The 12,827-nt window shown below is 67.1% G+C and carries 13 protein-coding genes; 7 read left to right on the top strand and 6 right to left on the bottom strand.

Annotated features, from left to right (window positions below; translation table 11 throughout):
- Nucleotides 1-115 precede the first annotated feature (115 nt).
- A complete protein-coding gene (locus Q0925_RS06565; protein WP_299333103.1) occupies nt 116-733 on the bottom strand; it encodes a cupredoxin domain-containing protein in 618 nt (205 codons plus the stop codon).
- A 160-nt stretch (nt 734-893) separates the two neighbouring features.
- On the opposite strand from Q0925_RS06565, the gene Q0925_RS06560 reads away from it, so the two are divergent.
- Both Q0925_RS06560 and Q0925_RS06555 read left to right on the top strand, forming a co-directional pair.
- Nucleotides 894-1,250, top strand: coding sequence for an ArsR/SmtB family transcription factor (locus Q0925_RS06560; protein ID WP_299333100.1), 357 nt, complete (start codon nt 894-896; stop codon nt 1,248-1,250).
- 5 nt (nt 1,251-1,255) lie between these two features.
- Nucleotides 1,256-1,534, top strand: a complete 279-nt coding sequence (locus tag Q0925_RS06555) for a DUF7521 family protein (protein ID WP_299333106.1) — start codon at nt 1,256-1,258, stop codon at nt 1,532-1,534.
- Here the strand turns inward: Q0925_RS06555 and Q0925_RS06550 are convergent.
- The 3 genes from Q0925_RS06550 to Q0925_RS06540 form a co-directional block, all read right to left on the bottom strand.
- Nucleotides 1,531-1,956, bottom strand: a complete 426-nt coding sequence (locus Q0925_RS06550) for a hypothetical protein (protein ID WP_299333097.1) — start codon at nt 1,954-1,956, stop codon at nt 1,531-1,533. The genes Q0925_RS06555 and Q0925_RS06550 overlap by 4 nt on opposite strands.
- Before the next feature lie 217 nt (nt 1,957-2,173).
- Nucleotides 2,174-3,547, bottom strand: coding sequence for a glutamine synthetase family protein (locus Q0925_RS06545; protein ID WP_299333094.1), 1,374 nt, complete (start codon nt 3,545-3,547; stop codon nt 2,174-2,176).
- A gap of 82 nt (nt 3,548-3,629) precedes the next feature.
- Nucleotides 3,630-5,927, bottom strand: a complete 2,298-nt coding sequence (locus Q0925_RS06540; protein WP_299333091.1) for a PAS domain S-box protein — start codon at nt 5,925-5,927, stop codon at nt 3,630-3,632.
- Nucleotides 5,928-6,208: 281 nt separating this feature from the next.
- On the opposite strand from Q0925_RS06540, the gene Q0925_RS06535 reads away from it, so the two are divergent.
- The 4 genes from Q0925_RS06535 to Q0925_RS06520 all read left to right on the top strand — a co-directional run bounded on the left by Q0925_RS06535 (nt 6,209) and on the right by Q0925_RS06520 (nt 9,827).
- Nucleotides 6,209-6,778, top strand: coding sequence for a Mov34/MPN/PAD-1 family protein (locus Q0925_RS06535; protein WP_299333088.1), 570 nt, complete (start codon nt 6,209-6,211; stop codon nt 6,776-6,778).
- A 93-nt stretch (nt 6,779-6,871) separates the two neighbouring features.
- On the top strand, nt 6,872-7,303 hold the full coding sequence (locus Q0925_RS06530; protein WP_299333085.1) for an acyl-CoA thioesterase: 432 nt from the start codon (nt 6,872-6,874) through the stop codon (nt 7,301-7,303).
- 258 nt (nt 7,304-7,561) lie between these two features.
- Nucleotides 7,562-9,286: a long-chain fatty acid--CoA ligase gene (locus Q0925_RS06525; RefSeq protein ID WP_299333082.1), complete on the top strand. Its 1,725-nt coding sequence runs from the start codon at nt 7,562-7,564 to the stop codon at nt 9,284-9,286.
- 49 nt (nt 9,287-9,335) lie between these two features.
- Entirely contained in the window at nt 9,336-9,827 is a 492-nt protein-coding gene (locus Q0925_RS06520; RefSeq protein WP_299333079.1) for a hypothetical protein, read from the top strand.
- 10 nt (nt 9,828-9,837) lie between these two features.
- Here the strand turns inward: Q0925_RS06520 and Q0925_RS06515 are convergent, their stop codons facing one another.
- The gene (locus Q0925_RS06515) at nt 9,838-11,070 is read right to left on the bottom strand and encodes an iron-containing alcohol dehydrogenase (RefSeq protein WP_299333076.1); all 1,233 of its coding nucleotides are present in this window, start codon (nt 11,068-11,070) and stop codon (nt 9,838-9,840) included.
- A gap of 91 nt (nt 11,071-11,161) precedes the next feature.
- Between Q0925_RS06515 and Q0925_RS06510 the strand changes: the two genes are divergently transcribed.
- Nucleotides 11,162-11,788, top strand: a complete 627-nt coding sequence (locus Q0925_RS06510; RefSeq protein WP_299333074.1) for a ferredoxin--NADP reductase — start codon at nt 11,162-11,164, stop codon at nt 11,786-11,788.
- A 100-nt stretch (nt 11,789-11,888) separates the two neighbouring features.
- Here Q0925_RS06510 and Q0925_RS06505 read toward each other — a convergent pair.
- The coding region (locus tag Q0925_RS06505; protein WP_299333071.1) for an acyl-CoA synthetase at nt 11,889-12,827 on the bottom strand (939 nt) is incomplete at its 5' end.

Below are 12,827 nucleotides of genomic sequence, written 5' to 3'. Positions count from 1 at the left end.
CCGGCCGCTCCCCTCCGGGTCCGTGGGACGACCCCCAGAGCGACGCGGTGTTCAACCCTCGATGCAGCGTAGCCAAACCGGCGAAGTGTGATTCGATGGCGGTCCCGAACGTGTGTCAGTGGGAGTCTTCAAGGGCCTCACTGACTGTTCCGTTGAGGTCCGCCAGTCCGAATCTGGCCCCCTCGGGGAGCGAACTGTCGGGGGCTTCGAGTCCGGGCTGGCCGTGTGCGTCGGGTTCGCCGACGATGACTGTCCCGACCATTCCGACGGCCTCGTGGGGCGTACAGAAGTAATCGTAGACGCCTTCCATCTCGAACGTTCGTTCGAAGGTCGCGCCCTCATCGGAGAGGAGTTCGCTATTCCACGAGTCTGCCGCGTCCGGGATCCTGAGCGGTCCATCGTTGTCAGGATGGTAGGCGGTCACGTCGTGACTCCCGCTTTCGAGCGCCCAGGTGACGGTCCCGCCGGGTTCGATCCAGACGACGTGTGGCGCGTAGTGCTGACCACTCCCCTCGGTCCGCATCGACACCGTCGCGGTCGCCGACGGTTCCTGTGGCGCACCGTCGTCGTGATCGTGGCCGTTCTCGTCGGTGCCCGCCTCGTCGTGGTGTTCTCTCCCGGTTTCGTCGTGGTGCTCCCCCTCGGTCGGCGTCGCCTCGCTACCAGCCCCGTCGCCAGTCCCAGTACACCCCGCCAGTCCCGCGATAGCGGCTGCACCGGTCAGTTGCAGCATACGTCGCCGGGTCGGCCGTGAGTCGTGTGTCATTACTGGTCACCTCGCATGTGGACCTACTCGTCGGGTGTATAACCTGGAATCGGTGATTTCGCGCCGCGCAAAATCCCCTCCGTGTTTAAATAGGTGCAGGCACCAACACGGAACTGAGAGTAGACGTGTGTGCCCCGAGTCACGGCCCGATGCGACGGACATCCTCACGCTGCTGGGTGACGAGTACGTCCAGGCCATCCTCGTGGCAACCAGTACGACGCCGAAGTCGGCCAAGGAACTCAGCGACGAACTCGGAACGGCACGCTCGACGATCTATGAAAAAACCGAACAGCTCGTTGCCCACGACCTGCTTGTCGAGCGAACGCGCATTATGAACGACGGGAGTCACCACAGCGTCTACGAGGCCAACGTCAAGCATCTGGATGTTGATCTCAACGCCGGCGATTTCCAGGTCCGTGTCCAGACGAGGGACACGCCGGCCAGCCGGTTTACGAACATCTGGAACGATATCCGGGAGGCCTGACGATGGTGCACCCTGAACTGGTGGTGGCGAAACTACTCACGATGGGGCTCGGGTTCCTGATTGCCTACAAGGCTTACCGGGGATACCGCGTCCACGACAGCGAGCCGATGCTGTACGTGGCAATCGGGTTTCTGCTGATCAGTTTCGGGGCCGTCATCGAGGGGGTACTGTTCGACGTTCTTGAGTTTTCCATCTTCCTCGCCGGAGCCGTGGCGACGACCATCGTCGCGCTCGGGATGGTGGTTATTCTGTACTCGCTGTACGCCGAACTGCCGCCGACCTAGCAGGGTGGGCAACGTGGTGAGTGGTTACGCGACAAACGGCGCCGAGCCGGAGCGGACACGATAGGGGAGGGCACGTCCGACCGTGGCGCGGATCCGACCCGCGTGTATCGCCTCGACGGCCGGGAAACGCCGTGGGTTTCCGCGTTGTGTCCGACGCCCTCCACGTCGACGGTGGCTGTCGTCTCCTCGACTGCGATGGCGTTCCAGATTGGGAGGCCATCCAGGTGCATCGGGACCGACGCCTCGGTCACCTCCGTACCGGGGCTGGGCGCCGAAAGTTCGTCGAGGCGTTCGTAGTCCTCAAGCGTCACGGCTATCAGCGTCTCGAAACCTTCGACCTCCGACTCGGAGAGGTCGATGTGGGGGTTGGCTGCCTCACCGCGGACCTCTGCAGGTGTCGGCGGCTGGATGTTCGGCGGCACCTCGGACGTAGTGTCGGATCAAATACAACGTCTAAGCATAAGTTCCCGCATCAGCTACAATATGTCCTATTTCTCCCGGTGGAATGGGGAGATGAAACCGTTTTGGGATACAGGTGAGGCATGCTCCAGCGCCGGTCGTCTTCGAGGTCCGTGACGGCAAGGGTGGCCGTCGTGGCGGGCGACGGTCCGGATGGGCGACCCGATGACGGCCACCCTATCACGCGACTGGCGCGTCGGCAACGGTCAGAACCCTCGATCCAGATACGCCGTCTCCCACTCCCCATCCTCGTCGACCGACTGTGCCCACTCGCTTCACTTCCAGATACGACCCGTGTAACGCCTCCTCCATCGCCGACGCCAGCAGGTCGTCCGATTCGAGGGTATCGAGCGCCTCGTCGAGCGACGCGGGGAGCCGTTCGATCCCCCGGCGTTCGAGGTCGTCGGCGACGGTGCCGGGGTCTCGGTCGACTGGATCGCCGGGGTCGAGGCCACGCTCGATGCCGTCCAGTCCAGCGGCGACGAGGCCGAGCTGTACGAGATACGGGTTGGCCGTGTTGTCGGCGGGCTTGAACTCGACGCGGGTCGTCGCCGCCGGGTCGTCCGTGCTGATCGAGGGGATCCGGACCATCGCCTCCCTGTTGTCGTGCCCCCAGCAGGTGTACGCCGACGCCCACATCCCGGGTACGAGTCGCTCGTAGGACTCGACGGTCGGCGCGGTCAGTGCGACCAGCGCCGGAGCGTGAGCGAGGAGGCCACCGACGAACTGCCGGCCGCGGTCGCTGAGCGGGTAGTGGCTGTCGTCGGCTGGGTCGTGGAGAACGTTCTCGGCGTCGCGCCACAGCGACAGGTGGACGTAACACCCGGTCCCCGGCAGTTCCGGAAACGGGTGGGGACGGAACGTCACGCCGACGTCGTGGTCGGCCGCGACGCCGGCGACAGTCTCCTTGAACAGGATCTGGCTGTCCGACGCCGCCACACCCGGTTCGTGGTCGACGACGAGTTCCTGTTGGCCCGGCCCGTACTCCGGATAGTACGCCGCCAAACCCATCCCTTGGGCCTTCAACGCGTCCACCGTCTCGAGGATGAGGTCGTGGACGCTCCGCATGCCGTCGGTGGAGAAACACGCCGTGTCGTCGAACGGAACGACGCCGCCTTCGGCGGTCTCGTTCGTGTAGTAGAACTCGCTTTCGAAGGAGAGTCGAGGCTCGTAGCCGTCGCCGCCGATGCCGTCGAGATACTCGCGGAGGCGTGCCCGAGGCCCGGCCGACCACGGCTCCCCGTCGATATCGTGGAGGTCGGCGAGCATGATCGCCACACGGTCGTCGTACGGGAGTTCGGTGAACGTCGACGGATCGGGGACGACACGGACCTCGCCGGCCGGCCCGTACCGACCGCCCGGCGCGAGGCGGTCAAGCGCGTTGAACGACTGCATCGCCCGGGTCATGTTTGCGCCCCCGTCGAGAACGCCAGGTAACGTCTCGCCGTCGACGACACGACCACGTGGTACACCGCTGTTGTTGACAAAGACGATCCGGATCAGTTCGATGTCGTTCGCGTCGACGCGTCGGAGAACGTCGTCCGCTCCGGTCATACGGCGACATGTCACCGGCAAATGAGTAATCCCCGTGCATACCGGCAACGTTGGGCATCGACCCGTGACACCGCCGGCGTTTCTACCCCTCGACGAACTCGACCCCGGTCACCTCGATGCACGCGCCGCCCGCGTCGCTCTCGGTCAGATCGACGGTCCAGCCGTGGGCGTCGGCCACCTGTGCGACGATGCTGAGGCCGAAGCCGTTGCCGTCCGCGTCGGTCGAGTACCCCGTGTCGAACACGTCGTCGCGGCGGTCCGGTGGGATACCTGGGCCGTCGTCCGCGACGTAGAACCCGTCGGGGAGCGGACCGACGGTGACCGCCACGGCCGCCCCGTCCGCTCTGGAGGGTCCCGGTCCCGCGCCGTCGTCGGCCTCCGGCCGACCGCTCGTGGCACCGTGTTCTACGCTGTTCCGCATGAGGTTTTCCAGCAACTGCTGCAGTCGACCACGGTCAGCCCGGATCGTCCGGTCGACGCGGATGTCGAGTGTCGCGGTCCCCGTCTCGACGTTCCGCCAGCAGTTCCGGCCGAGATCGTCGAGTGCCACCGGCTCCAGTTCCGTCGCCTCCTCGCCTTCGCGGGCCAACGTGAGGAGGTCGTCGATCAGCACGCTCATCCGCTCGTGTGCTCGCGCCACCTCGTCGAGGTGGGCACTGTCACACTCCGTGCGCGCGAGGTCCAGTCGGCCGTCGGCGACGTTGAGCGGGTTTCGGAAGTCGTGACTGACGACGCTCGCGAACTCCTCCAGCCGTTCGTTCTGTGCGGCCAGTTCCTGCTCTCGGCGCTTTTGCTCCGTCACGTTCTGTGAGACGGCCATTCCGGCGGTGATCTCGCCGTCGTCACCGTGGACCGGCAGGGTCTGGATCCGATAATGCTCACCCCGGAACTCCTGTTCGACCGTGTGTGTTCGTCCCGAGAGCGCCTCGCGGTAGTACTCCGCGAGTTCGTCGGCCAGAGCCGCCGGGAAGAGGTCGTCGACGGTCGCGCCCTCTATTTCGTCGGGTGAGAGGCCAACGTCGGAGAGTTCCGCGCCGCCGGCGAGAATGTATCGGAGGTCGTCGTCGAAGAGAAACACCGCCCCGTCGGGGAAGTTGTCGACAAACGTTCGGTACCGCCGCCGGCTCTCCCGGAGTGCACGCTCGCGGTCGATCCGGGACAGTGCCTCCTCGGTGTTCGCGGCGAGGGTCCGGGCAAGCGTCACGTCCGCCTCGTCGAACGCCGCCGGCTCCGTCGCCGCAACGTACATCACGCCGTGGTCGCCAAGCGGAAGGATGATCTCCGACCCGAACGAGGTGTCGTCGTTGTACCGACCGGGTTCGGTCGAGACGTCCTCGAACACGCGGACCTCGCCCGCCCGGAACGCCTCCCACGAGAGGCTCTCGCCCGGTTCGTAGACTGGGGGTTCGCCGACCACGTCGAGTGCCTCCTCGGTAACCGCCGCGGGAACGAGAGCGTCGCGCTCGGCATCGTACAGGTAGACGCTGTTTATCGGGAGCCCGAGAACGTCGCGTGCGGTTTCGACGGCGTGTTCCGCGACCGCCTCCTGTGTGGCGGCGCTCATCAGTTTCCGTGTGGCCTCGTGAAGCGCCTCGATGCGTCGCTCGCGCTCGCTACGGTCGGTGATGTCCTGAAACTGGGAGAAGACGGCACGCACGCCCCCGTCGTCGTCGGTGATGACGGTGGTGTACCACTCACAGACGAGTCGCTCGCCGTTCTTGCGCACGTTCTCGTCGATGCTGTGGTAGCCGCCCTCGGCCTCCTGTGGCGCCGACGCCACCGCCTCGACACCCTCGTAACTGGCGTCGGAGACGATCCGCTCCCACGTCTCGCCTCGGAGTTCCGACTCGGGGTAGCCGAGGATTTCCTCGGCGGCGTCGTTGACCCGCACGATTCGGAGGTCGTTGTCGTACTCGATGACACAGAGCGGCGACTGCTCGACGAACGTCGAGAGGCGCTCCCGGTAGGCTTCGAGTTCGATCCGGGAGCGATGTGTCTCGACCGCGGTCGCGATTCGGTCCGCGAGCGTGGCGTACGCCTCGGCTCCGTCCTTCCACGGGAGATAGTCGGTGACGCCGGCGGCGATGGCGTTGCTTGCGACCGCCTCCGACCCGTCGGCGGCCAGCAGGACAACGGGGAGGTGGGGACGCGATTCGCGAACGGATTCGAGCAGTTCGATTCCGGTCCGGTCGGGGAGTGCGTACATCGAGACGACACAGTCGGGATCGTCGGTGTGGAGAGATGCCACGGCATCGTCGACGCCGGTCGCCACCTCGACCGTGAACCGGTCGTCGGCCCGTTCGAGGCCGGACGCAACCCGGTCTGCGACCGCCGGATCGGCGGTATGGAGGACGTGGATCGTCTCAGGCGTCGCGTTCATTATCGTGGGTGCTAGTGCGTGACGCCGCAGTGTGGTATAAGTGGCGTGGTGGCGACGCTACTCCGTCCCGGCCGGTCAGCGTTCAGACCGGCCACGGTCGACACCGCAGTCCGTCCGTGCTCACGTTCGGAAGGTGTTACAGCCGACTCCACGCGGTTCGGATCGGTGTCGACGTGGAACGCGGTCGTCTCGGCCCGTTTCGCTCGTCCCACAGTTAAATATGAGCACGCGGGCGGGGCCACGCCGGAATCCTTAGGCCGGACGCTCCCCGAACCGGTTGTATGCGCCTGTTCCGGTCGGACGAACTCCTCGGTATCGCCCGGGAGACGGTGGATTTCGTCCTCGAAGCCTGCGAGGAGACTCACCCCGACGAGTATATGGGGTTTCTCCGAGCCGACGACGCCCGCAAACTCGATATCGACCGCACCGGGCAGGTGATCACCGACGTTCTCGTCATCCCCGGTACCGTATCGAATCCGGTCAGTGCGACGGTGAAAACGAGTATGAAACCAAACGACATGCAGTCCGTGGGGTCGGTCCACTCCCACCCGAACGGTGTGCTTCAACCGAGCGACGAGGACCTCGCGACGTTCGGGCAGGGGGAGGTCCACATCATCGTCGGCGCGCCGTACGGACGGGGCGACTGGCGGGCGTTCGACAACCGGGGCAAACCGACGGCGCTCGACATTCTCGATGTCGACCTCCCGGAGGAGCAGTTTTTCGATTTCACACAGGCGGATATCGACGCCGAACTGGCGGCTGAGGGCCGCCGCCGGGGTGTGGTCGACCCCGATCTTGACTCCGACGACGGCGACGACGGCGGTGGCGGGTTCCTCTCGTGGTTTCGGTGATGGGGCCGTTCGGCCGGCAGTCGGCATCGACGGGCCGGTCCATCGGCCGGCGGGAGCCACAGACTCATGACCGTCAGCCCCCTCAATACGCCGATGGCAGTCCCAGTACTCGACTCGTACGTGGAATCCATCGAGCGAATCCAGCCGAACCAGGCGAACAACTACGAGAACGCACACGGTGGAGAGGTGGTTCGGCTGATGGACGAACTGGCCGCCGTCGCGGCGATGACCGTCGCCGGCGAAACCTGCGTCACGGCCCACATCGGGAGCGTCGACTTTCTGAACCCCATCCCGGTCGGACACGTCGCGGAACTGTCGGCGTACGTCTACGACACCGGCACCAGTAGTCTCGAGGTCCGGGTCAACGTCGAGGGGCGCGACCCGCGTGAGGGTGAAACCGTAGCGACGACGGCGGCGTGTTTCACCATGGTCGCCGTCGACGAGAACGGAGACCCCGTCGACGTCCCGGCGGTCGTCGCACGGACCGACCGTGAAACGGAGTTGGTCGAGTCGGCTCCCTGCTGATCGGCGGCGGGTGACTCCGGTGTTCGCTCACGCCGGTCGCGTGTCAGCGCCTGCCGGTTTCGTTATTTCGGGGGTCGGCTCCGCCCGCGCCGCCGTCTCCGCCCCGTGGAACGGGGTGTCTGTGGTGTCGGCCTCCCGGTCGTCGCCGTCACCGGCGTGTCGGCCGGGCCGGGACGGTGTTCGGACCGTTCCCCGATCGTGACCCGGTGGCACGGGCGTCGCGACAGGCTTTACTCCCGTCGTGGTGGATGCTATCGCATGACGGGACACGCACAGACGCTCCGCCCGTTTCTGTCGCGGGCGGTCGGACTGTATCCGGACCGCAAAATCGTCGCCCGGACCGGCGAGGGTGTCGTTCGGTACACGTACAACCGGTACGTCGACCGAGTCGGTCGACTCGCGAACGCCCTGCGGGCGACGGGGGTTGACCGTGGGGACCGCGTGGGAACGCTGTGTTGGAACCACGACCGACATTTCGAGGCGTACTTCGCCGCCCCGGAACTCGGCGCGCAGTTGCACACCATCAACCCGCTTCTGCCGGCCGAGGACATCCGTCGTATCGTCGCCAGCGCGGCAGACCGGGTACTCCTCGTCGACGCCTCGCTCGCCGGTGCGTTCGCCGAGGCGTACGACCCCGAGGCCTTCGCGAGCGTCGAACGGGTGGTCGTCGTCGGGGCGGACACGCCGGATCTCCCGGTCGAACCGACGGCGTACGACGAGTTCGTCGCCGGCCACGGCACCGATGTCGACGCCCCCGAACTCGACGGCGACGACCCAGCCGGCCTGTGTTACTCCTCCGGGACGACCGGCGATCCGAAAGGCGTCGAGTACACCCACCGGATGCTCTGGGGTCACACGATGGCGATCCTGACGCCGTCGGGGCTCGATATCGCCGACCACGACGTGGTCATGCCGGTCGTCCCGATGTTCCACATCAACGCGTGGGGACTCCCCTACGCCGCGACCGCGGCGGGTGCGGGCCACGTCTACCCCGGCCCCTCCCCCGATCCCCAGGACGTGGTCGACCTGATCGACCGCGAGAACGTCACCCTCACCGCTGGCGTCCCGACGGTGTGGTTGGGCGTTCTCGATCACCTGGCGGACCACCCCGATCCCGAGGGAGCGCTCTCGACGCTAGATCGGATCGTCGTCGGTGGATCGGCCCCACCCGAACGGCTGCTCCGCGCGTTCGACGACTACGGCGTCGAGGTGCTCCACGGCTGGGGGATGACCGAAACCTCACCCGTCGGGGCGGTGTCACATCTCAAACCCGGTCTGTGCGACGCCGACTACGACCGACGCGTCGAGAAGCGGGCGAAACAGGGGCTCGTCCTGCCCGGGTTGGAGTTCAAAGCGGTCGACGACTCGGGCGAGGCGATCCCACACGATGGCGAGTCGATGGGCGAACTGCTGATCCGTGGGCCGTGGGTCGCGACAAAGTACTTCGACAGCGAGAGACGACGTCCCTCGGGCAGCGAGGCGTCGGAGACGCCTCGGGCAACCGGCGAAGCCGGTGACAGTCGGACGCAGTCCGACGACGCTTTCGATGGCTCGTGGCTCCGCACCGGCGACGTGGTGACGGTCGATCCGGACGGCTACATCGAACTCGTCGACCGTGCGGCCGACGTTATCAACTCGGGCGGGGAGTGGATCTCCTCACAGGCGGTCGAGAACGCGATCATGGGCCACGGGTCGGTCCGCGAGGCGGCCGTCGTCGGCGTCCCACACGAACGCTGGGGGGAGCGGCCGGTGGCGTTCGTCGCCGCCGATGGGGACGACGAGAACCGCGGCGGCTTGGTCGACGCGCTTCGCGGCCGGGTTCGGACCGGCTACCCCGACTGGTGGGTTCCCGACCGGTTCGAGTTCGTCGAGTCGGTCCCCAAGACGGCGACGGGGAAGTTCGACAAGATCGACCTCCGGGGACGGTTCGAGGGGTCGCTCGACGGAACAGTGGATGCGACACCGCCTGAGGGGGCGGAGTGACGCCGTCGGCGCGGGAAAGCACTTGCCGGCCGAGCGAGAAGCGCAGTCCGTGCGACCGAAGAGTGCCCTGCCCGTCCTGTTCGGCCTCGTACTCGTGACCGCGGGGTGTGCGGGGACGCCGGCCAGCGAGCCGACGGACGGCCCCACCGCCACGCCGACCGCCGGATCGGCGGGCCAGCCGACCGGCACCGTCGATTTCGCCGACGGGCCGAAGGAGCCGCCGCCCCGGCCGTCGGCGCTGAACGCGTCGAGCGTGCGCGAGTACGTCCGGACCCACGAGTACCGCCACGCCTACAACTCGCTGTGGGTCAACGGGTACACCGAGGTCACCCTCGACTGTCGGGTCGGCGACGTGGGCCGGCGCGCGTGGGGATACGAGGCCGTCGTCACCTGCACGGGCTCCTCGAACACCCGGGTGCCGGAGAACGCGACGGTCACGCCGGGACCACACGCCGACTGGTTCACACGGTCGTACCGCTACCGCGTGAGCGAGACGGCGACCGAGCGCACCCGGGTCGAGAACCGAGATCCGGTCTCCTGATCGGCGGGCGCTACGACCGTCGCGGGCTGTCGGGGGCGAGTGCGTCGTCGTAGATGGTCAGATACAGATCGACCAACTCCCCGCGGGTCGGCTTCCGGGGGTTGTTGGCCGGCGACCCGGAGTCGATGGCGTCCTGTGCCATATCATCGACCACATCGAGGTACGCCTCCCGCGGGGGTACTTCGCCGAACGAATCGAGATAGCCGGTGAGGGACACGTCCTCGCACAGACGGAGAACGCCGTCGACGGCCGCATCGGCCGCCTCGCGGGTCGTGTCGTCGGCGTCGGCGACGCCAAGGATCCGCGCGATGTCGGCGTACTTCTCGGGGGCAGCAACGGCGGAGAAGTCGACGACGTAGGGGAGAATGAGTCCGTTCGCCAACCCGTGGGGGAGGTGGAGTTGTGCGCCGAGGGGGCGGGCCAGTCCGTGGACGAGCGCAACCGAGGCGTTGGTGAAGGCCTGTCCCGCTTGGAGTTGGCCGACCATCACGTCCGCACGGGCCGACAGGTTATCGCCGTTCGCCCACGCTACCGGTAGTGAGCGGGCGATGCGCTCCATCGCCGCCTCGGCGTAGCCGTCGGGGACACCGTAGGATTTCACCGACACGTACGCCTCGATGGCGTGGGTCAGAGCGTCGATGCCGGTGAAGGCGGTGTGGCTTCTGGGGAGCGACACGGTGAGTTCCGGGTCCTCGATCGCCACGTCGGGGACGACGTTCGCGGAGACGATGAGAAACTTCGTCGACGTCGACTCGTCGCTGACGACGACGGAGCGGGTCGCCTCGCTCCCGGTGCCGGCGGTGGTGTTGACGGCGATGAGGGGTGGCGTCGGCTCCGGGACACCCTCGTAGCCCGCACGGTCGACACCGAACTCGCGGATCGACCCTTTGTTTGTCGCGAGAATGCCGGCTCCTTTCCCCGTGTCGATGGAGGAACCGCCGCCGAGCGTGACGATCAGGTCACAGTCCCGGCGGTCGTACAGGTCGTAGGCGGCCTCGATGTTCTCGACGGTCGGGTCGGGACGGACGTCGGTGTAGACGGCGGCGTCGACACCCGCGGCGTCGAGAACATCGACGACCGTGTCGCCGTGGAACTCGAAGATCCGTTCCGTGGCGACGACGAGCGCCGTGTCGCCGTACCGGGCGGCGTGGCCGCCCACCGTCCCGACCGCGCCGGCACCGAGTTCGATCCGACTCGGCGAGACGACCGTCCGGGTCTCCCGTGCGAGTACGGTGTCGTGCATGCAGGGCCGACATGCACCGTCGCGGTCTTATAGCCTCGGCTGCCGCCGCCGGGATCGAAGGGTTCTCCACGACGGCAGCCGTTCCCTATGTATGTCACAGGTCACTGTCGAGGCCGTCGAGACGGTCGGGACGCGGACCGCCGCGCTCGAACTCCGGACACCCGAGGGCTTCGCCGCCGACCCCGGCCAGTTCGTTCTCGTCCGTGCGACCGTCGACGGGGTCGAGGAGACCGGCTACTACACCCTCTCATCGCCCGACACCGACGGCACCATGGAGATCACGGTCGAGTATGTTCCCGAAGGAACACTCGCGCCGTGGCTGGCCGAGCGATCCGCGGGCGAGACCATCGAGGTCGAAGGCCCGTTCGGGGACGTGCGCTACACGGGCGAGGGATCGGTCGTCGTGCTTGCGGAGGGACCGGGCATCGGCCCCGCAGTGGGAATCGCAGAGCGGGCGACCCGTGCGGGCCACGACGCGGCCGTTGTCTTCTGGGGCGAGGATCCACCCCACCACGGCCGCCTCGACGCCCTCGAAGCCGACGGCGCGTCGGTACACGTCGTCGGGTCGCTCACCGAGGCGGCCGATACGCTCGCGGAGACCGACGGAACGGTGTACGCGTTCGGCTTCGAGTCGTTCGTCAGGGACGCACGGACCGTCGCCGAGGGCGTCGGCGTTGCCGACGAGGACCTGCGCGCAGAGAGCTTCGGCGCGCGGTAGCCACCGCCCCGGACCGGGGCGGCGGCGGGTCCCGAGTTACGAACTCGAACGCAGTCGGTCACATCCACACAGACCTATCGGCGCCGATCGGCCGATACGGCTACCGCGCCGACTCGATTTCGTCCAGTACGTCGGGGTCTTCGATGCTGCTCATGTCGCCGAGATCCTCGCCCCGGGACACCGACTCGATGGCCCTGCGGATGATCTTCCCGCTCTGGGTCTTGGGGAAGGCGTCGACAAACAATACCTCACGGGGGCGGAACGGCTTTCCCAACTCCTCGCCGACGGTCTCACGGACCGTCGCCCGGAGGGTGTCGCTTTCGGTGACCCCATCCTCGACGACGACGTAGCAGACGACCGCCGTGCCGGTCGTGTCGTCGGGGACGCCCACGGCGGCCGCCTGATTCACGTCCGGGTGTTCCATCGCGGCCCCCTCAACCTCCGCGGGGCCGACCTTGCGTCCGGCGACGTTGAGCGCGTCGTCGGCGCGGCCGTGGAGAAACCAGAAGTCCTCCTCGTCCTTCTGTGCCCAGTCGCCGTGGTCCCAGAGGTTCGGCCACGTACTCCAGTACTCCTTGAGGTAGCGTTCGTCGCCGCTCCACAGCGACTTCGTCATGCTCGGACAGGAGTCGCGGGCGACGAGGTAGCCCCGGTCGTGGCTCTCGACAACGGAGTCGCCCTCGTGGTCGACGATGTCGACGTCCATCCCGAGGCCCGGGCCGCCGAGGGTGCAGGGTTTGAGCGGCTGGATCGGCATCGGCATGAGAAAGCAGCCCATGATCTCCGTCCCGCCGGAGATGTTGATGATCGGCGTCGACCCGCCACCGACCTCCTCGAAAAACCACAGCCACGACTCCGGGTCCCACGGTTCGCCGGTCGACCCTAAAATTCGGAGCGTCGAGAGATCGTACCCCTCGACCCACCCGTCACCGTGTTTGCGGAGCGCGCGGATGGCCGTCGGCGAGATACCGAACTGCGTGACGCCGTGGTCGTCGATCAACCGCCAGAACCGATCCGGCTCGGGGTGGTCCGGCGCACC

The sequence above is a fragment of the Haloplanus sp. genome (genome assembly GCF_028275055.1).
GTDB lineage: Archaea > Halobacteriota > Halobacteria > Halobacteriales > Haloferacaceae > Haloplanus.
This window is presented reverse-complemented; position numbering and strand designations above follow the sequence as displayed.